This window comes from Aeromonas lacus (assembly GCF_000764665.1).
GTDB lineage: Bacteria > Pseudomonadota > Gammaproteobacteria > Enterobacterales > Aeromonadaceae > Aeromonas > Aeromonas lacus.
Map to the genome: position 1 here is coordinate 15,481 of NZ_JRGM01000141.1, position 18,656 is coordinate 34,136.

An 18,656-nucleotide genomic window follows, 5' to 3' on the forward strand; every position below is an offset into this window, starting at 1 on the left:
CTGCCTTTTGGCCAATCTCTCTGTCATACTATCTTCAGTTCGCTGGCATGATGAGACACAGAACTCATGAGTAAGGACACATTTGCCCAATCTGCCGCCTATCTCAAGCAGGCAGTTCCCCTGATGATCAAGTACCAGATCCCCACGACGCCGGATAACTATCACCTCTGGTACAACTACGTTGCGGCCAGCATGCCCGAGCTCAATCAGGCGATCGATCAGGCGGTCAAGCTGCAGGGCACCTGCTCCCTCACCACCTGCGAGCGCCTCTATCACCAATATCTGGCGGCTCAGGACGAGAAGCAGATGGAGGCGATGAAGCTCAACCTCGCCGCCATGGCAAACGAGCTGGGCCACTCCATGCAGGATGCCATCTCGGATACCGGCATGTTTCAGGAGATGCTCGACAAGAGCTTCGACAAGCTGAGCCGTATCGACGACGAAGGCTTCAGTCTGGAAGACACCATGGGGATCCTGCGTGATCTGGTGCGCGAGTCGCGGGATGTGCGCATGTCGACCATGCACTTTCGCAACCAGCTCAGCAATGCCGAGAAGGAGATCAAGGAGTTGCGGGCTGCACTCAACGAGACCCGCAAACTGGCCAACGAGGATGCCCTCACCAGCCTGCTCAACCGACGTGCCTTTGATCTCGAACTGGAGAGCCTGATCCGCAGCCAGCAGCCCTTCTCACTGATCCTTGCCGACATCGACCGCTTCAAGAACTTCAACGACGAATATGGTCACCTGCTTGGCGATCAGGTGCTGCGCGCCTTCAGCAAGCGGCTGCGCGATGCCTGCAAGGAGGGCGTGACTGCCTATCGGCTGGGTGGCGAAGAGTTCGCCATGCTGGTGCCCCATCGCAATCTGGCGCTGACCAGACAGATGGCTGAGAGCATGCGCCGCGCCATCGAACGGATGTCGATTCTGGATCGCAAGTCAGGCCGACGCATCGATCACATCACCGCCTCGTTCGGCGTGGGCGAGTTCAACGGTCAGGAGAGTGCCGACTGTCTGGTCGAACGAACCGACAAGCTGCTCTACAAGGCCAAAGAGCTGGGCCGTAACAGGGTCATGCCACTCCCCTCCTGAGAGCCGTCGAATTGCCGGATCTTCCCCAATAGAAAAGCCAGTCAGGTCACTGACTGGCTTTTCTTCATCCCTTCCCAGTGCCGCCAGGGTTTCCGGAACCAAGGCGGCACCAATCAGACGATTACTGTTGGGCCTCTGTGACCCCTTCCACTTTCACTTCGACACGGCGATCCGGAGCCAGGCAGACGATCAGCTCGCGCTTGGACTTGCTGACGCAGCTGTCGCCGGTAACCGGGGAAGCCTTGCCACGCCCTTCCACATTGACCTTGCTGGCCGGGATCCCTTTGCCAACCAGATAGTTGGCAACGGTCTGGGCACGCTGCTCGGAGAGCTTCTGGTTGTAGGAGTCAGAGCCAATGCGGTCGGTGTAACCGATCACGGTAGCGACGCCATCCTTCGGACGCGCAGACTCAATCTGGCTGTAGAGGTTGTCCAGAGCCTCGCTGGCTTTCGGTTTCAGCGTTGCCTTGTTGAAGTCAAACAGCACGTCGGAGCTCAGGGTGAACTGCTTCTCGACAATAACAGGCTCGGGTGCTGGTGCCGGCGCAGGAGCAGGTGCGGCAACCACAGGAGCAACCTGACCGAAGCGATAGACAGCACCCAGCGAGAGCAGGCCGTTGTCCATACGCAGACCGGTGTCGTCACGGCTGCCATACGGAGTGGAATATTGATACTCGAGGCGAGCAGCCCAGTCGCGGTTGAAGGCATATTCAGCACCCAGAGCACCTACGACAACAAAGCGGCTGTCATCCTTGAAGACATCGCTCTTGGCATCCGCCCAGCCATAACCACCACCAACGCGGCCATAGAGATCCAAGCTATCGGTCACCGGGAAGCCCAGTTTGAGGGTCAACTGCGCCAGCTGTGCAGTGACTTCATCACTGAATGCTGCCCCGCTTTTCACCGCATCGTATTTATATTTACCCAGGTAGTCATAGCCCAGCTCGATCCCCAAGTTCTTGTTGACCTGATAGCCACCAAACACACCGGCGCCCAGAGCATCATTGGTCTCATTGCCAAGAGTCAAAGCGTTGCTTTCATCAATGCCATAGAAGTTAGACCAGCCCAGTTTGGCACCGCCATACCAGGTGTTGTCCTGACCGGCCGCCTGTGCGTTGGCAGCGAGCAAACCGGTAACCAGTAAGGTAATCAATGATTTTTTCATGTCTTAGCCTCTGCAACTTTATGTAGGAGGAGGTTGATTGATATCACCTCGTCTTATAGGCGCAATCGCACAAACACGATCGCAGCATATCAACGTTAGCCTATTTTCAAGTATCTGATATCAATTAACAAATAACACTTTAACTCAATGACATCACAAAAACAGCAACAAATGTCTGTTATTTGACCAAGAAAGGGATGAATGCATCATTCTGCGGGGAAACGGGCCAGCCTGTCGCTGGCCCGGAAGGGGTGTTACTGACGGATGAACTCGTAGTTCTGCTCGATAAAATCGGCCACACGCTGACCCAGAACTTTATGCACGGTACGAGTCGGGTGCACCTGATCCCAAAACATGTTGCCCTCGCAATTGGCCGTCATTGCCGCCCGCATCAACTCGGGGCTGACAACTGCCTGCGCCAGGATCGGGTTGCTCACAATGGCAAGCTGCTCCGGCAGCGTCAGCGCCGCCGCTTTCGGCATCTTGGCAAAGGGCTTCCAGACATAGCCACCGCCGTAGCAGGCATGTTCGATATCGCTGAGCCCGAACTGCTGCGGGTCGCGCACCATCTCGTCAAACTGCTTGTCTACTTCGAACAGCTTCACGATGCCAAGAGGGGCAAGCTCGTTGGTGAGCGCCTGCAAACGCTGGTTATGGTATTTGGCCACATGACGCACCTTGTCGACCACCTTCATGCTGTGAGCCGACGGGGTCTGCCCCAGATCAGGAATGTTGAACAGCAGTATCTGTTTGGCCCCATTTAAAACCAGATTATTCGCGGCGGCCTGAATGGTGGCGACCACCCGATCCGCATCCTTCTCCTTGTTCCAGCCATAGGCCAGATAGTCGTTGGCCCCTACCCAAATCACCACCAGATCATCGGGGCGGAACTTGTCTTTTTTCAGAAACTGTTTGATCTCGTACTCAAGGTTGTTGATCACCTGATACTTGGGATCCCAGGACCAGAAGCCAAGCCAGCCATTCAGGGGGCCAAGGTGGTTATAGGCCACCGCAGTGGCACCGCCTTCAGCCTCGTTGGCCAGCTTAAGCCCCAGGAAATGCTCTTGTTGCAACACTTCCAGCCAGACTGGCCCATTACTGAAACGCCCCTTGAAATAGGGGGGACTGGAGGGTAGATACCCTTTCATCTTCTGGTACATTTTGCCGGTATCGGAGAGGCTGTCGCCAAACATCACGATACGGGAAAAGGCAGGACGCTCGACCGCCTGAACGGTCAATGCCATCAACCCCAATAAACAAACAAGCCACTTTTTCATTTTGTTATTCTCATTGTTCGGCAAGGGTTACCCCTGCTCGCTTTCCTCGAACGGAGATCTCTTTGGGAAGAGACAGATCTCCACTGACGCCTGATCAAGACGACAGATTAGCGATCTGGCTAAACCTTCACCTACCCTTTCGCGCAATAGAATCGATTGCGCTCACAAAACATGTGCTCTCTTCTCCCATTTTTAACCCGCTTCGAGTCCGGTCGCTGTCGAAAAAAGCGCGCATTTTTTGATTTATCACCTTCTCGCAAATAAAACGGATGCTTTCACGCTTGTTTCACGCCCCCCTCTGCACAATGCCCCCATCCCAACGACAGGAGTATGAAATGAACAAAGCAAGCGCAGCCATTATCGGAATGTTGACCCTGATGTCCGTATCCTCTTTCGCCATGGCGGCCTACACGGGCCCGATGGAGCAGAACAAGGTCTCCGTGGCGCAACTCAAGGATCTGGCCGATGACAGCTGGGCCACGCTGGAGGGCAAGCTGGTCAAGCACCTCGGCGGTGAAAACTACCTGTTCCGCGACGAGAGCGGCGAAGTAGAGGTCGAAGTGGACGAGAAGGTATGGCGCGGCACCGAGGTCGGACCGGACGACCTGATCCGCATCCGTGGCGAGGTGGACCACAGCTGGAACAAGACCGAGCTTGATGTGGAAAGCCTGGAGAAGGTGGGCGCGGCGCCCAAGGCCAAAGGTGGCTTCATCGCCAAGTAAGGCCGGGATTACCCCTGACTGACCAGACGTAAAAAAGGGCGCTGTTGAAAGCGCCCTTTTTCATTTTCCGTTCTACCGCTGCGACCCGTTAACCGGAACGGCTGGCAAATGTTCGCTTGAACCCCTTCTCGGCCTGATTGACCTTGTAGAGATAGCGACGCGCCTCCGCCTTGGGATGCTGCTCGGTCAGCACCTGATACACCGCCTCGGGTGAGAGCTGGTTGATCATGCCGGGCGCCGCCTTGCGATCGCTGGAGAAGGTGTTGAGCACCCCGCCAGCCCCGCCGTTATAGGCGGAGATCACCGCATAGCGACGAGATTGGGGATCCTGAATATCCGACAGATAGACGGTCTGCAGCAGATGCAGATAAGCCGTCCCGACATCGATGTTGTAGGCCGGATTGAACAGGTCTTCCCGGGTCGGTTGACCGCTCTTGCCCTTGACCCGCACGTAGACATCACGCCCAGCCGTCGCCGGGATCACCTGCATCAGGCCGTAGGCATTGGCATGGCTCACCGCATAGGGGTTGAAACTGCTCTCGGTCTTGATCACCGCATAGATCAGACTTTCAGAGACCCCGTATTTGCGGGAGGCTTCACGGATCAGGCTGGCGTACTTGTAGCCCCGTCTGTCTTCGTGGTTGGCCACCATGGGGATATCAACGAAAAAGATGGTGCGAATACCAAGGGTACGCTTCTTCATCGCCGTGTTGAGCAGGTAGTCGGCGTAACGTTCGGCACGCCAGGATGCCCGAATGGGCTGACGCTGATTGTCCACCACCTGGCCATAAAGAAAAGGCTCACCGCCGGGCATGATCTCGCGGTCGGAGTAAAGATCCACTTCGGCCGGATCGTCCGGTGTCAGCAGGGTCTCGACAATGGCGCGACGCAGGTGAGCACGGGGATCTATGCCAGATACCGTCTCGACCATGATATGGCCACTGGAGAAGTCGATGTGGGCACGGCTCTTGTACTGATCCGTGTATTTGACGTAGTCATACTTGCCCGCAAACAGCGCCTCTCGTCCCCATATTTCGTTCACGTTATGGGAGAGCGCACTGATCATGTGTTCGAAGCCGCGGATGTCCTTGCCGTTGACGAGATCGTCATCCTCATTCCCGCTGGGCTTGGGAGAAGATGAACAGGCAGAGAGAAACAGCAGGGTGCACAGCAGCCAGAAAATTCGGCCCATAGGATCCTCAAACAGGGCGGCAGTGCCGCCCATCATTCATATGCCGCGAGTAAACAAGGGGAGGCTGACCACCTTTGGCTCCACTCCCCGCTCACAGGTACTACAGCTCGATTGCTTACTGGCTGGGAGGGGTATAACCCTCGATCTGCACTTCACCCGCGTCAAACAGGTAGCTGACCATCTCTTTTTCCAGCAACTGACGATGCTCAAGATTCATCATATTGAGCTTTTTTTCGTTGATCAGCATCACCTGCTTCTTCTGCCACTCGGCCCAGGCTTCCTTGCTGATGTTGTCAAAAATCCGCTTGCCGAGTTCACCCGGGTAGAGTTGAAAATCCAGGCCCGGGCCCTCTTTTTTCAGGCGTTGGCAAAATACAGTACGGCTCATGTTGACCTCTATGGTTGTAGCTCCGGATAGGCGAGCAGACGGGCCGTGGCGGCCGCCAGCCCCACCTCGGCAGGATGGCGTAAGTTATACCAGAGTCGGTTATCTGCTTCCATGAGGCGCAGCGCTGGCGCCGCCTCAATCTCGATCAGCAGCGGCTGGATATCGAGGTGGAAGTGACTGAATGTATGGCGAAAACCGGCCAGTTCCCGATAACCGTGATGACTCAGGCCAAGGGACGCCAGCAGACCCTCCACTTCCGCCTGCGAGGCGACCTGCGGGAAGCAGTAGAGCCCACCCCAGATCCCCTGCGGCGGTCGCTTCTCCAACAGCAGTTCGTCGCCATGACGGATCAGCAGCATGATGCCATCTCGGGCCGGAATGCTCTTCTTCGGCTTGCTGTTGGGATAGGCAGTCGGGTTGCCTTGCGACAGCCCCTGGCAATCGGCCCGCACCGGGCAACGCTCGCAAGCAGGCTTGCTGCGGGTGCAGATCGTTGCCCCGATATCCATCATCGCCTGATTGTATTGCGCCACACCCAGCTTGGGCGTGAGCCGGATGGCGATCTCCCACAGCTCGTTCTCCACCTGTTTTTGGCCGGGCCAGCCCGGTAGCGCCAGCCAGCGGGTGAGTACCCGCTTTACGTTGCCATCAAGAATGGCGTGAGGCTGACCGAGGGAGAGCGACAGCACAGCACCGGCGGTTGAACGACCAATGCCCGGCAGCGCCATCACCTCGTCAAAGCGCTCGGGAAAGAGGCCGTGATGGTGATCGCGGATCTGCTGGGCCGCCTTGTGCAGGTTGCGGGCACGGGCGTAGTAGCCAAGCCCGGTCCAGTGGTGCAGCACCTCATCGACGGGGGCATCGGCCAGCGCCACCACATCGGGAAAGCACGCCATAAAACGCTGGTAATAGGGGATCACGGTAGCGACCTGAGTCTGCTGCAGCATTATCTCCGAGACCCAGACCCGGTAAGGAGTCTTCGCCTGCTGCCAGGGCAGGCTCTTGCGGCCATGAAGCTCGTACCACTCCAGAACCCGGCTTGCGAAGGTTGATTGATTCACGTTGTTCTCATGTCGTTGATATAAAGGGAACTCTGCGGTTCCTTCGGCTCATTTTGGCTGTTCGGTAGTAAAGCAATTGCGCAATACAGAGCCAGCCATCTGGAGCGGCAGGGTACGGCCTCGTCACGCCCAAGTCAAAGCTCTGCTGACACACTCGATTACCCCACATTTTCCCGGTCACGGCCGGGCAGCAATGCAGTAACAAAGACGATATACTCGGCCCCACGATTGTTGATGGGAGAGATGGTTTGCAGACTTATCTGGTTGGGGGCGCAGTGCGGGATCGCCTGCTGGGATTGCCGCAGGGCGACAGGGATTATCTGGTGGTCGGCGCCACCGTGGAGCAGATGCTGGCGCTGGGCTTTACCCAGGTCGGTCGCGACTTTCCTGTCTTCCTCCACCCCAAAACCCAGCAGGAGTACGCCCTCGCCCGCACCGAACGCAAACAGGGTCAGGGCTACACCGGTTTTGTCTGCCATGCCGCCCCCGACGTGACGCTGGAGCAGGATCTGTTGCGCCGGGATCTCACCATCAACGCCATCGCCGAGGATGATCAGGGCCAGCTCCATGATCCCTACGGTGGCATCAAGGATTTGGAAAAACGGCTGCTGCGCCACGTCTCCCCCGCCTTTGCCGAAGACCCGCTGCGCATCCTGCGGGTCGCCCGCTTCGCCGCCCGCTTCCACGCCCAGGGCTTTGTCATCGCGCCAGAGACCCTCGCCCTGATGAGCAAAATGACAGCGGCTGGCGAGCTGGCCCACCTCACGCCGGAGCGAGTCTGGAAGGAGCTGGAAAAAGTGCTGCTGGGGCCAACCCCACAGATCTTCTTCGAGGTGCTGCGCCAGTGTGGCGCCCTCAAGGCACTCTTCCCCGAGATCGATGCCCTGTTCGGCGTCCCCGCCCCGGCCAAGTGGCACCCGGAGATCGACACCGGCATCCACACCCTGATGGTACTGGAGCAGGCGTGCCGGATCTCCCCGGAATTGACCGTCCGCTTTGCCGCCCTCTGCCACGACCTTGGCAAGGGAGTAACCCCCAAGGAGTTCTGGCCCAGCCATCACGGACACGGCCAGAAGGGGCTGCCGCTTATTCGCGCCCTGTGCGAGCGGTTCAGGGTACCCAATGAGTGCCGGGATCTGGCGCTGCTGGTGAGCGATTTGCACACCCACATCCACATCGCCTTTGAGCTCAAGCCCGCTACCCTGCTCAAGGTGTTCGACAAGGCTGATGCCTGGCGCCGCCCCGAGCGCTTTGCCCAGCTGCTGGATGCCTGCCGCGCCGACTTCCATGGCCGCACCGGTTTCGAGGAGAGGGTCTACGCCGAGCCGGACTACGTGGCCGAAGCGTTGGCAGCCGCCCAGGCAGTGCCGGTAAAAGAGATAGTGGCTGCCGGTTACAAGGGGGAAGAGATCAAGGAGCAGCTCGCCAAAAAGCGGACCGATGCCATCAGCCGCATCAAGGATGAGTGGACCTTTATCGAAGAGTAACCTCGGCCCCATAACAGACGGCCGCCCTGATGATGAGCTCCGCAAGGAGGGCATCGCCAGGGCGGCCGTTTTGCATCCAGGTTTACCTGTGACAGGGCGTTAACCCCCTGCTGATACCGTTATGCCGGACCAATTCGCTCCATCAGGCTCATATGGGATGAGCCATCGTGGCGCTTGAGGTTCTGGCGATACTCGAACTGGCGCTGGCTCTCCTGCTTGAGCCCCAGCATCAGCGAATAGCACATCGCCAGCATGATCACCGAGAAGGGCAGCGCGGCTATGATGCTGGCAGCCTGCAAGGCTGCCAAGCCGCCTGAGACCAGCAGGATGGCGGCAACCAGCCCCTGTCCCAGCCCCCATACGGCACGGTGCAGTACCGGCGGCTCCTGATCACCGATGGAGAGCAGGGTCGTAATCACCAGCGTGCCCGAGTCACTGGAGGTGATGAAATAGGTGCAGATAAGCAGGGTCAGCACGGCCTTGGCAATCCAGCCGAAGGTCTCCCAGTGCAGCAGCTCGACCGTCTTGTAGAGGGCCAGCGTCACATCCTGATTGACCGCCGCGACCACGCCGCCACCGCCAAACAGCTCCAGATTCATCGCCGTACCGCCAAACACGGTCAGCCAGAACATGCCGAGCAGCGAGGGAACCAACAAGACACCGAGCACGAACTCGCGGATGGTGCGCCCCTTGGAGATGCGGGCGATAAACATGCCGACAAACGGCGCCCAGGCAATCCACCAGCCCCAGTAAAACGCCGTCCAGCTCGACTGCCAGGCCGAGGTGCCATTGGCTTCGGTGTTGGTCCAGAAGCTCAGCTTGACGATGTTCTGCAGGTAATCACCGATGTTCTGCACGTAGGCGTTGAGGATATAGGTGGTCGGCCCCAGCACCAGAAAGAGCGCGAGCACGAACACGCTCAACCAGATATTGAGCTCGGAGAGGATCTTCACCCCGCGCCCGACCCCGGAGACCGCCGAGAGGGTGGCGATCAGGCTGATGCCACCAATCAGCCAAAGCTGGTTCGTTTGCGATACTTCCATGCCAAACATCTGGTTGAGGCCGGTGTTCATCTGGGAGACCCCTAGACCGAGGGAAGTCGCCACCCCGAACACGGTGCCGAACACCGCCAGTACATCGGCCGCATGGCCCCAAAAACCGTAGATGCGCTCGCCGAGGATGGGGTAAAGCACAGAGCGGATCGCCAGCGGCAACTTGCGGCGATAACTGAAAAAGGCCAGCGACAGGCCGACGATCACATAGATTGCCCAGGGGTGCAGACCCCAATGGAAGAAGGTAAGGCGCATGGCGATCTGGGCCGCTTCCGGGGTCATCCCTTCGGTAATAAAAGGGTTGCCCTGCAGGTGGTTCATCGGCTCGGCGATGCTCCAGAACACCAGCCCGATCCCCATGCCCGCGCTAAAGAGCATGGCGAACCAGGCAAAGTAGCCGAACTCCGGTACCTGGTCGTCGTCGCCCAGCCGGATGTTGCCGAAGCGGCTGAACATCAGGTAGACGGCGAAGAACAGGAACAGGGCGACCACCAGAATGTAGTACCACTTGAACCCGGCAATAATCTGATCCTTGGCTCCGACAAACCAGCTGGCGGCGGTCTCGGGGACAAAGACCCCGAACAGCAGAAACAGGGTGATGACGGTCAACGCCGTCATGGCCATGGTGGGGTTGAGGCCTTTAAATAGCCCTTTGCTTGCTCTCATCCAGCCTCCTTAGTCGTTGTTGAAAAACTCTTCGCCCACGTGATCACCGGCGCCACCGATGGCGCGATAGACCAGCTTGCCGGCCGCTTGTTCACGGTGATCCACCAGAGTGACCGAAGGCTGACCGTTCACTGCATGGCGCTTGCCGAGGAAGATGGCCATGGGCACCCCCAGATTGGAGACACCGCTGGTGATCCAGAGGCGATTGAAGTCGTAGGAGCCGCCGATGAACTCCAGCTGAGCCAGACCGGTATCGAGGCCGGTCAGATAGAAGTTCATGGCGCTTTCGTCAGGAAAGAGGTGCACCAGCACATAGGCGTAGCGCAATTCGTTTACCAACTCCTTTAGGTTGAAAGTACCTGTCTCGCTACAGGAGAGCGGCAGTTCGCCATCGTAGTGGTGAACCTTGAGGTTGTTCGGGTCTTCATCGTAGGCGGGCTGATAGCGGACAAAGGCTGATGTATCAGGCAGTTCATAGCGAACTCGCACGACTTTCAGGCCGCTGGCCAGGGTCTTGATATCCAGTTCATTGGTCATGTTTACTCCTCTCTTGTCAGGTTAAACAGCGCAAAGAGGGGCTAAACTAACACAAAATTAATTTGAACATAAACCATTTGAGCAATAACTATATTGACCTTTTTATCTGCCGGGAGCAGAATTTCCCCCCTTTCAACCCGACTTCCTACTCCGAAACCATGGAAAAACATGATGAAGTGCTGGTAGCGCTGCGCCAGATCATTCGTGCCATCGACATGCACTCCAAGCGCTTGATCAAGGAGGCGGGTCTCACCTCGCCACAACTCTTGCTGCTCAAAGGAATTGATGAGCTGGGCCAGATCTCCATGCGCCAGCTAGCCGACCACACCAACATGAGTCAGGCCACCGCCACCACCATCATGGATCGCCTCGAGAGCCGCCAGCTGGTGCAGCGCGTTCGCAGCGAGACCGACAAGCGCAAGGTACACGCGACTCTGACCGATGCCGGACGCGCCCTGCTGGCCGAGGCGCCGACGCCACTACAAGAGAGCTTTATCCAGCGTTTTCAATCTCTTGAAACCTGGGAGCAAACCCTGCTGCTCTCTTCCCTGCAGCGTATCTCCGCCATGATGAATGCCGATGGAATCGATGCCGCCCCGGTGTTGAGCGTCCGCCCCCTGACCGCCGAGCAGGCATAAAAAAAGCTCCCGAAACGGGAGCTTTTTTAGTGATGGGCGCCAGCGATTACTCTTCCAGGCTGATCCCGATGTTGGAGACGCCATCCTGAGCGGCAAAGGCCTTGATGGCCAGAATGCGGTCGCTGTCGCGCTCATGGGCAACCCGCTTGAGCAGCTCGACCTGAAACTCCAGCTCGGCTTCCATGTATTCGTGCTCGTAGAGCTCCTCTTCGGTCAGATCCCGCTCTTCCATCATCTCGATAAAACCGGCAACGGTACCGACGGAGGCATGACTGGCATCGTTGGCTTCTTCGCCGACCCGGCAGATCACCGAGTTGTAGGCACAGCCCAGCGCCACGCAGGCATCCAGTGCCGGATAGGCACCGTAGGATTCAAACTTGCGGGGATCCGGAATATGGGCTTCGAACTCTTCGAGAATGGCACCCAGATTGACCCGGGAACCCTTGACGGTCAGGTAGTTCCACATCTGATCCAGCGCATGCCGGAAGGCGTCTGCATTGCCAAAGCCGGAGGCCTGACTGAACAGGGCATAGTTGGGGTACATGCGCTCTGCCAGCGCCAGGGTGTAGACGGTCTGTTGCCAAGGCTGTAGCTCGGCCAGTCGCTTATAAAACTTGTCACCAAACACTGGAGTCGGATCCTCTGCAAAATGTGGGGCAGATTGTAGCCCACGAGGGGCGCGGCGAAAACGAAAAAGCGCCCTGGTCGGCTATGTTGCGCTGGCAACTCGGGTAAGATGGGACGAGAGCGGCATCTTGTCGCGCCGCAAATTCTGATAAGGAACAAGAGTATGAGCCAACGTACCCTTCTTTTGCTCAGCCAGGATAATGCTCACTACGAGCGTCTGCTCAAGGCCGCCAATCTCCCCCATCTGCGCATTCTGCGGGCCGATAACCAGAGCGATGCCGAGAAGCTGATCGGCGAAGCCCATATTCTGATGGCAGAACCGGCCCGTGCCAAACCGCTCCTCCCCAAGGCGGGAAAACTCAAATGGTTCCAGTCTACCTATGCCGGAGTGGACGTACTGCTCGACCCGGACAGCCGGCGCGACTACCAGCTTACCAACGTGCGCGGCATCTTTGGCCCGCTGATGAGCGAATATGTCTTTGGCCATCTGCTCAGCCTGATGCGACAAATTCCTCTCTATCGGGAACAGCAGAGGCAGCGCCTCTGGCAGAGCCACCCCTATCAGGGACTCAAGGGGAAAACCATGCTGATCCTTGGCACCGGCAGCATTGGCCAGCATATCGCCCAGACCGGCAAGCACTTTGGCATGAAGGTGCTTGGCATCAGCCGCAGTGGCCGGGAGCGAGCCAGCTTTGATCAGGTTTACCAGCTGCCGGCGCTCAACAAGATCCTGGCGCAGGCCGATGTCATCGTCAGCGTGCTGCCGGCGACCCGCGATACACGCCACCTCTTCAATGCCGCCCGCTTCGAGTTCTGCAAACCGGGCGCCATCCTGTTCAACGTGGGACGCGGCAATGCCGTTCACTCCGGCGATCTGCTCACAGCACTGCGAACCGGCAAGCTGGCAATGGCGGTGCTGGATGTGTTCGAACAGGAGCCACTGCCCGCCGACAGCCCGTTGTGGGGGCAACCCAACCTCATCGTTACCCCTCACAACAGCGCCTACAGCTTCCCCGAGGATGTGGCCCAGATCTTCGTGCGCAACTATATCCGCTTCATCGACGGCCAGCCCCTCGATGGCAAAATAGACTTCGACAAGGGCTACTAACTCCTGATTTCGCATGCAAAAAGGCCCCGCCAATCTGGCGGGGCCTTTTCATTTCAGGCTGTGACTACAGGTATCAACCTGCGGCCAGCTCCTTGCGGTAGCCCTTCACCTTGGCCAGGAACTGACGACGCTCCTTGCCGCTGAGCGGTTCGGCCATCGGCAGCTTGGCAGTCATGGCGTTGACCGGGCGGTTGTTGATGCGCAGCTCATAGTGGAGGTGAGCACCGGTCGAGCGACCTGTGTTGCCGGAGAGGCCGATCTTGTCGCCCATCTTGACCCGCTGACCCGGTTTGACCAGCAGCTTGCTCAGGTGCAGATAACGGGTCGACAGGGTGCGACCATGCTTGATGACGATATAGGTACCTGCCAGCGGGTGGCTGGTTGCCTTCTGGACGACACCGTCACCGGTCGCCAGCACCGGAGTACCGACCGGCACTGCAAAGTCGGTACCCTCGTGAGGACGCACCATTCCGGTTACCGGATGTTTACGCGCCGGGTTGAAGTTGGAGCTGATCCGGTAGCGGCTGTGGGTCGGATAGCGACGGAAGCCACGCTCCAGACTGTTGCCCTGACCGTCGTAATAGTTGCCGTCATCGGAGAGCCAGGCCGATACCGTCTGGCCCTGGCTGGTCACTTCCACACCCAGCAGCTGGCTGTTGCCGGTGCTCTTGCCCTCGACGGTCTCCTGGCGTACCAGCACCTTGAATTTGTCACCCTTTTTCAGGTCCTGGGCAAAGTTCATTCGCCACTGGAACAGGTTGGCAATCTTCTGGATATGGTTGGCCGGAATACCGGCATTGCGGGCGCTGACATAGAAGCTGCCATTAATCACGCCATCGTAACGCTGCGGCTGCCAATCCACCTTCTCGTTGATCATCGAGGCGGTATAGGTGTCGTCGGTACGCGCCATCACCAGCGTCTGCTTGATGTTCAGGCGGATCTTGAGCTGTTGCAGGATGTTGTCCTGATCGATCAGCAGCTCGATGGTCTGACCCGGTTTGAGCCGCGCCAGATAGTTCTTGTTGTCCGCATCCAGCACCTTGTAGAGGGTGGTGGTCGAGAGCCCCAGATTGTTGAAGATGGCGGTCAGATTCTCACCATTGCGCACCCGGTAATCCTGCCACTGCGGCGCGGTATCGACCGGAATATCATCGTCCGGCGTGGCGGGATCAACCAGTTCGTGATCGGGGATGTCGTTAAAGTCGGTGTTGTTTTCGTTGGTTGCCGTACCAGCGGTATCAATCGGCAACTCCAAACGCAGGGGCCGCTCCAGAATGTCGCCCGGGGCCGGCAGCAATGCCACTGCTGACAGGGTCATCGCCGTCAGCATCACCATTGCGTAAAAGTGTTTGCGGGGAACCGGTGGTTCCCAATTGGCAGCCTGTGCTACCAAGGGACGGAGACGTTTCATCCGCTATCCTGTCTTTATATCTGAAGAGTGTGAGTTGCGATGTGGTAGTACCAAATCCGCATAAAACTGTCTGTTTGACAAAAAACGATACAAATAGTTCATCGCAATCTGCATGAACTTCACATTTTATGCATAACCTGCCCGGATGGGCAGAAATGATCGTCTTTTTTAACCATTTTTTCCTATTTTTAAGAACCGGCTCGCCATCGAGCCAGAATAAAAACCGCAAATGTTGCAATAACTTTTCCATGGAGTGGGGATGACGTTATCAAAACTATTGAGCAGGATAATCCTCATCCTGTTTCTTATCGGTGCCATCCTGCTGTTTGTGCTGGAAATCACCACAGTCCGCCAATCCATCATCGACCAGATGTCCGCTAATCTGGAGACTGCCGTCACCGCTCTGGGTCTGGTGCTGCAAGGCACTTTACTCAACGATGACAAGGTGCTGGCCGAAACCATCGTCAATGCCATGTTCGATGGCGGCTTCGTCAGCTCGGTCAGGTTGGTCGACCCGGACGGACAACTGCTGTTCCAGAAGGTTTTCCAGGCTACCCAGCAAAACGTGCCAGGCTGGCTTCCCTCGGTTATCGGCATGCCACCGGTCAAGATTGAGCAAGAACTGACCGACGGTTGGCGCATGCTCGGTACCCTGACACTGGAAGGTCACAGCGGCTACGCCTACCAGCACCTGTGGAATGCCATCAGTCGTATTGGACTGGCACTGCTGGGTGGACTGGTTGTCTTTACTCTGGTGATCTCCCTGGTCAGCCAACGGCTGCTAAGGCCGCTGGAACAGATCAACCAGCAGTTGATCCGGGTCCGCAAGCACCAGTTCAACAGCGCCCTCCCTACCCCCTGGCTGCAGGATCTCAAAGAGGTGGTGCTCTCCATCAATCAGCTGGTCTCCGAGCGCAAGCGGGATCTGCTCCAGCAACGCCTAAAAATCACTCAGATGGGCAAGCAACTGCGCTCATCCGCAGCGCAGCCCTTGCAAGGGCTGACCGACACCCGTGGCGGTTACCTGCAGACCTTCGTCTCGACACAGGGCGAGATCGCCCTCTACCAACGCTTCCTGCCATACCCGGCACTCACCGCCAACAGCGAACTGACGACCATTCAAGCGGTTCTGGAACAGTGGTTGCAGCACCATGTTGAAGGTATCTCGCTACCACTCTCCCTGCTCCACCACCCGCAATGGCAAGCCATAGCCCTGCAGCTGACCCAGGGAAGAGGCAAGACACTCGACTGGCGCTGGGATGTCACCGCTTTCCCGGCTGAGGGTGAGTCGATATTGACCCGCTTGCAGGAGCAGGGGGTCGAGCTGGCGTTTAGCGCTATTCCGCTCAATACGGAGACCTTCAATCAACTCGATCCCCTCAATCCTGTCTTTGTCTGCTGCCAGCTGAGCGAGGAGCCGCTCTACTGGCATCTCCTCTCGCAAACCATGCATGCGGCTGGTTACACCCTGTTGGCCGAGGCGGGCACTGGCAGCGACATCGACAAGTTGCGCACCTGGGGAGTTGATGGTTATGCCAGGGAGGCACAATCATGAAAAAGCTGACTATCTTGCTGATGCTGTTCGGCCAAGCCGGAGCAATGGCCGCACCAGCCACCATAGCAACAGGCAGTGAACAGGGGATCTACTATCAGGTCACCAGCGAATTCTGCCGGCTGGCACACAAGACAGACCCACAGATCAGCTGTGCGCTGCAGGCAACCTCCGGTTCGATGGAAAACCTGCAGCGGCTGCGGAGCGGTGAAAGCCGCTACGCCATGGTGCAGTCTGACTGGCTCTATCAGGCCCGTCAGGGCAGCAGCCCTTTCGCCAACGCCGCACAAACTGGCCTGCGCGCGCTGTTCGCGACCCACGCCGAACCCTTTACCATAGTGATCCGGGCCGACGGCGACATCACGTCACTGGAACAGCTCAAGCTCGCCCCCATCGATATGGGGCTGAAAGGCTCCGGTACCCGCCAGACCGCACTGGCCCTTTTCAACTTGCTGGGCGCCAAGGGGCAGGATCTCGACCTGAAAAGCATGGCCAATGCAGCCGAGGCGCTCTGCAGCAAACAGATCGATGCCTATGGACTGGTAATGGGACATCCCAACAGGATCGTGCTCGATACCGCCAAGCGGTGTGCCATCCGATTTCTGCCGGTCGATGGCGCTCTGCGTGACCAGCTGATCAAGGGAGTCAGGTATTACCAGCGCAGCCAGGTGCCCGCGCGCATCTATCCGGGCAATCTGAAAGCCACCCCCACCTTTGCCATCGCAGCCACTCTGGTGACCAATGCAACCACTCCGGAAGAAGAGGTCTATAACCTGACTCGCGCCATGCTGGCACAGCAGACCAAGTTCAACGAGCAGACTTATGGCTACGCCAACATGTTCCATCAGGCACGCAACAAAACCGGCCCGGTGCTGAGCATTGAGCAGCATCCGGGCGCAGCACGTTATTTTGCCGAGTTGAAAGCCGCCGGAAAATTATAACTGGCGGCGGGGGGAACGCAGCTGCTCGCTGGAAAACCGGGTCTTCATCGACGTCCACTGCGCCAGCCTGTCGGCACTGCCTGCCAGTGTTCCCTCACGGCGAGACTTCATGATCCAGATGCTCTTGGCATCGAAGCTGTAGACAGGGATAAGGTCTGTACGCTGGCTGCCGGGCAGAATGCGGCTGTTGATGTTGTCGAGTACCAGCGGATCAGATTTTGGGGTAGCGAAATAGAGCGTCACCATGTGGAACTGGTTGTAACGCACCGCCTTGACGTAAGCCAGCCTCAGTTTCTTTTCCGGCACCCCCAGCTCCATCAGGGTGTAGTACTTGGAGATGCTGTAATCCTCGCAGTCGCCACCGCGTGCGCCGATAAACTCCAGCGGATTGGCCCAATAATCCTCGGCCCCCCACAGTCTGGGATCATCGCTGTAGGTCAAGTTATTGAAGTAGTGATTTACCAGCTCGATCTTCTGCTGATCCGTAGTACCAGCTCTGGGCGTCAGCAGGCGGGAAAACGCCTCGGCGCGCTGAATGGCACGCCCGCCGTAGACTTCCTGCAACTTCTCCCGCAGCTCGGGGCTGGCGATATATTCAGACAGGCGGGAAGCCTGCACGCCGGCACAACCGAGTGCTAGCATGCAGGTGGGGATTAACAGCCATTTCATACCGGACACTCCATGTCAGATGCTGGAGGTCAGTATAGTCCCAGCCAACAGAGAGCTGACTCTTCGAGTCCCTGCATCAACGGCACTGGGCAAAGGCGCTGGCCAGCTGATCCATGAACTGGGGATAACCATCCGGACCGAGCGGAACCTGCTCACCCACCTCATCCAGCAGCAGCACTCTGGCACCGGTATTGCGGGCAACCGACTCGATCACCGCTGGCGAGAATTGCGGCTCGGCATAGATGCAGCTTGCCTGCTTCTCCTCCAGCGCCTTGCGGATCTCGACCAGTGTTTTTGCTCCCGGCCGGCGCTCCGGACTGACGGTAAAGTGGCCCTTGGAACTCATGCCGTAGTGGCGCTCCCAGTAGCCATACGCCTCGTGGAAGACAAAGTACCCCTTCTGGTTCACCGCCTTCATCTGGCCGGCAATCACCTTGTCCTTGGCATCTACCTTGGCATCAAATGCCGCGAGGTTGGCGTCATAGCGAGCCTGATTGGCCGGATCCAGCTTGCCCACTTCGCTTGCGATCGCCTTGGCAATCACCTTGGCCTGCGTCGGGCCAAGCCAGATATGGGGGTCGATCCCTTCATGATGATGACCTTCATGCCCTTCATCGCCATGTTCATTAGCCGCATGGTCATCGTGTTGATGGCCATCATGGCTATCCTTGGTCGCGTAGTTGAACAGCGGCATACCCGGCACCTGGGTCAGGGTTAGAGCATGGGGATGGTTGGCCAGCGGTTTGGCCATAAAACCTTCCAGCTCGGGGCCGACCCACACCACCAGACCAGCACCGTTGATGCTGCGAATATCGGAGGGACGCAGGGAAAAGTCGTGGGGAGAAGCGCCGGTCGGCAGCAATACCTTGGGCTCGCTCACCCCGTCAGTGATCGCCGCGGCAATAAAGCCGAGGGGCTTGATGGTGGTCAGCACCTCCACGGCACGAACAGGCAAACTCACCGCCAGCAGGGCAGTGAAAAAAGCAATAATTCTCATTGGTGAATCTCGTCAGCGGGTGATTTTGTGATAATATAACAGCTTCTATTTTTTGTTATATTATAACTCTCACTGGC

The 18,656-nt window shown here is 57.9% G+C and carries 18 protein-coding genes; 7 read left to right on the plus strand and 11 right to left on the minus strand.

All coding sequences use genetic code 11. From position 1 onward, the window contains the following. Positions 1-66 precede the first annotated feature (66 nt). Complete coding sequence (locus LG31_RS0113925; RefSeq protein WP_033115062.1) at positions 67-1,089, plus strand: GGDEF domain-containing protein; 1,023 nt, start codon at positions 67-69, stop codon at positions 1,087-1,089. A gap of 121 nt (positions 1,090-1,210) precedes the next feature. On the opposite strand, the gene ompA is transcribed toward LG31_RS0113925, so the two are convergent. Beyond that, a complete protein-coding gene (gene ompA, locus LG31_RS0113930; RefSeq protein ID WP_033115063.1) occupies positions 1,211-2,254 on the minus strand; it encodes a porin OmpA in 1,044 nt (347 codons plus the stop codon). Between the two features lie 254 nt (positions 2,255-2,508). Further along, on the minus strand, positions 2,509-3,531 hold the full coding sequence (locus LG31_RS0113935; RefSeq protein WP_033115064.1) for an SGNH/GDSL hydrolase family protein: 1,023 nt from the start codon (positions 3,529-3,531) through the stop codon (positions 2,509-2,511). Between the two features lie 335 nt (positions 3,532-3,866). Between LG31_RS0113935 and LG31_RS0113940 the strand changes: the two genes are divergently transcribed. Then, complete coding sequence (locus LG31_RS0113940) at positions 3,867-4,253, plus strand: YgiW/YdeI family stress tolerance OB fold protein (RefSeq protein ID WP_033115065.1); 387 nt, start codon at positions 3,867-3,869, stop codon at positions 4,251-4,253. Between the two features lie 88 nt (positions 4,254-4,341). Here the strand turns inward: LG31_RS0113940 and mltC are convergent, their stop codons facing one another. From mltC to mutY, 3 genes are all read right to left on the minus strand, one after another. After that, positions 4,342-5,445, minus strand: coding sequence for a membrane-bound lytic murein transglycosylase MltC (gene mltC / locus LG31_RS0113945; RefSeq protein ID WP_033115098.1), 1,104 nt, complete (start codon positions 5,443-5,445; stop codon positions 4,342-4,344). A gap of 115 nt (positions 5,446-5,560) precedes the next feature. After that, positions 5,561-5,833, minus strand: coding sequence for an oxidative damage protection protein (locus LG31_RS0113950; protein WP_005343152.1), 273 nt, complete (start codon positions 5,831-5,833; stop codon positions 5,561-5,563). A gap of 8 nt (positions 5,834-5,841) precedes the next feature. Further along, positions 5,842-6,894 carry an A/G-specific adenine glycosylase gene (mutY, locus tag LG31_RS0113955; RefSeq protein WP_033115066.1) on the minus strand — a complete coding sequence of 351 codons (1,053 nt, stop codon included), beginning with the start codon at positions 6,892-6,894 and terminating at the stop codon, positions 5,842-5,844. 248 nt (positions 6,895-7,142) lie between these two features. Between mutY and LG31_RS0113960 the strand changes: the two genes are divergently transcribed. Next, the gene (locus LG31_RS0113960) at positions 7,143-8,381 is read left to right on the plus strand and encodes a multifunctional CCA addition/repair protein (RefSeq protein ID WP_033115067.1); all 1,239 of its coding nucleotides are present in this window, start codon (positions 7,143-7,145) and stop codon (positions 8,379-8,381) included. A 119-nt stretch (positions 8,382-8,500) separates the two neighbouring features. Here the strand turns inward: LG31_RS0113960 and LG31_RS0113965 are convergent, their stop codons facing one another. Both LG31_RS0113965 and LG31_RS0113970 read right to left on the minus strand, forming a co-directional pair. Then, on the minus strand, positions 8,501-10,099 hold the full coding sequence (locus LG31_RS0113965; protein WP_033115068.1) for a BCCT family transporter: 1,599 nt from the start codon (positions 10,097-10,099) through the stop codon (positions 8,501-8,503). Positions 10,100-10,108: 9 nt separating this feature from the next. Next, positions 10,109-10,636: a hypothetical protein gene (locus tag LG31_RS0113970; RefSeq protein ID WP_033115069.1), complete on the minus strand. Its 528-nt coding sequence runs from the start codon at positions 10,634-10,636 to the stop codon at positions 10,109-10,111. Between the two features lie 158 nt (positions 10,637-10,794). Between LG31_RS0113970 and LG31_RS0113975 the strand changes: the two genes are divergently transcribed. Then, entirely contained in the window at positions 10,795-11,274 is a 480-nt protein-coding gene (locus tag LG31_RS0113975; RefSeq protein WP_033115099.1) for a MarR family winged helix-turn-helix transcriptional regulator, read from the plus strand. A 46-nt stretch (positions 11,275-11,320) separates the two neighbouring features. Here LG31_RS0113975 and LG31_RS0113980 read toward each other — a convergent pair whose 3' ends face one another. Beyond that, the gene (locus LG31_RS0113980; RefSeq protein WP_033115070.1) at positions 11,321-11,902 is read right to left on the minus strand and encodes a YjaG family protein; all 582 of its coding nucleotides are present in this window, start codon (positions 11,900-11,902) and stop codon (positions 11,321-11,323) included. A gap of 162 nt (positions 11,903-12,064) precedes the next feature. On the opposite strand from LG31_RS0113980, the gene LG31_RS0113985 reads away from it, so the two are divergent. Beyond that, a complete protein-coding gene (locus LG31_RS0113985; protein ID WP_033115071.1) occupies positions 12,065-13,009 on the plus strand; it encodes a D-2-hydroxyacid dehydrogenase in 945 nt (314 codons plus the stop codon). A 73-nt stretch (positions 13,010-13,082) separates the two neighbouring features. Here LG31_RS0113985 and mepM read toward each other — a convergent pair whose 3' ends face one another. Continuing rightward, positions 13,083-14,420, minus strand: coding sequence for a murein DD-endopeptidase MepM (mepM, locus tag LG31_RS0113990; RefSeq protein ID WP_033115072.1), 1,338 nt, complete (start codon positions 14,418-14,420; stop codon positions 13,083-13,085). 259 nt (positions 14,421-14,679) lie between these two features. Between mepM and LG31_RS0113995 the strand changes: the two genes are divergently transcribed. Both LG31_RS0113995 and LG31_RS0114000 read left to right on the plus strand, forming a co-directional pair. Then, a complete protein-coding gene (locus LG31_RS0113995) occupies positions 14,680-15,975 on the plus strand; it encodes a LapD/MoxY N-terminal periplasmic domain-containing protein (protein WP_033115073.1) in 1,296 nt (431 codons plus the stop codon). Continuing rightward, the gene (locus LG31_RS0114000) at positions 15,972-16,913 is read left to right on the plus strand and encodes a TAXI family TRAP transporter solute-binding subunit (RefSeq protein WP_033115074.1); all 942 of its coding nucleotides are present in this window, start codon (positions 15,972-15,974) and stop codon (positions 16,911-16,913) included. The genes LG31_RS0113995 and LG31_RS0114000 overlap by 4 nt, the downstream gene beginning before the upstream one ends. Here the strand turns inward: LG31_RS0114000 and LG31_RS0114005 are convergent. After that, positions 16,908-17,582: a transglutaminase-like cysteine peptidase gene (locus LG31_RS0114005; RefSeq protein WP_033115075.1), complete on the minus strand. Its 675-nt coding sequence runs from the start codon at positions 17,580-17,582 to the stop codon at positions 16,908-16,910. The genes LG31_RS0114000 and LG31_RS0114005 overlap by 6 nt on opposite strands. 76 nt (positions 17,583-17,658) lie before the next feature. After that, a complete protein-coding gene (gene znuA / locus LG31_RS0114010) occupies positions 17,659-18,579 on the minus strand; it encodes a zinc ABC transporter substrate-binding protein ZnuA (protein WP_033115076.1) in 921 nt (306 codons plus the stop codon). Between the last annotated feature and the right edge of the window lie 77 nt (positions 18,580-18,656).

Excerpts from the sequence above, each read along its gene's own strand:
- LG31_RS0113925 (WP_033115062.1), top strand. The coding sequence starts at position 67 with ATGAGTAAGGACACATTTGCCCAATCTGCCGCCTATCTCAAGCAGGCA.
- ompA (WP_033115063.1), bottom strand. The coding sequence starts at position 2,254 with ATGAAAAAATCATTGATTACCTTACTGGTTACCGGTTTGCTCGCTGCC.
- LG31_RS0113935 (WP_033115064.1), bottom strand. The coding sequence starts at position 3,531 with ATGAAAAAGTGGCTTGTTTGTTTATTGGGGTTGATGGCATTGACCGTT.
- LG31_RS0113940 (WP_033115065.1), top strand. The coding sequence starts at position 3,867 with ATGAACAAAGCAAGCGCAGCCATTATCGGAATGTTGACCCTGATGTCC.
- mltC (WP_033115098.1), bottom strand. The coding sequence starts at position 5,445 with ATGGGCCGAATTTTCTGGCTGCTGTGCACCCTGCTGTTTCTCTCTGCC.
- LG31_RS0113950 (WP_005343152.1), bottom strand. The coding sequence starts at position 5,833 with ATGAGCCGTACTGTATTTTGCCAACGCCTGAAAAAAGAGGGCCCGGGC.
- LG31_RS0113965 (WP_033115068.1), bottom strand. The coding sequence starts at position 10,099 with ATGAGAGCAAGCAAAGGGCTATTTAAAGGCCTCAACCCCACCATGGCC.
- LG31_RS0113970 (WP_033115069.1), bottom strand. The coding sequence starts at position 10,636 with ATGACCAATGAACTGGATATCAAGACCCTGGCCAGCGGCCTGAAAGTC.
- LG31_RS0113975 (WP_033115099.1), top strand. The coding sequence starts at position 10,795 with ATGGAAAAACATGATGAAGTGCTGGTAGCGCTGCGCCAGATCATTCGT.
- LG31_RS0113985 (WP_033115071.1), top strand. The coding sequence starts at position 12,065 with ATGAGCCAACGTACCCTTCTTTTGCTCAGCCAGGATAATGCTCACTAC.
- mepM (WP_033115072.1), bottom strand. The coding sequence starts at position 14,420 with ATGAAACGTCTCCGTCCCTTGGTAGCACAGGCTGCCAATTGGGAACCA.
- LG31_RS0113995 (WP_033115073.1), top strand. The coding sequence starts at position 14,680 with ATGACGTTATCAAAACTATTGAGCAGGATAATCCTCATCCTGTTTCTT.
- LG31_RS0114000 (WP_033115074.1), top strand. The coding sequence starts at position 15,972 with ATGAAAAAGCTGACTATCTTGCTGATGCTGTTCGGCCAAGCCGGAGCA.
- LG31_RS0114005 (WP_033115075.1), bottom strand. The coding sequence starts at position 17,582 with ATGAAATGGCTGTTAATCCCCACCTGCATGCTAGCACTCGGTTGTGCC.
- znuA (WP_033115076.1), bottom strand. The coding sequence starts at position 18,579 with ATGAGAATTATTGCTTTTTTCACTGCCCTGCTGGCGGTGAGTTTGCCT.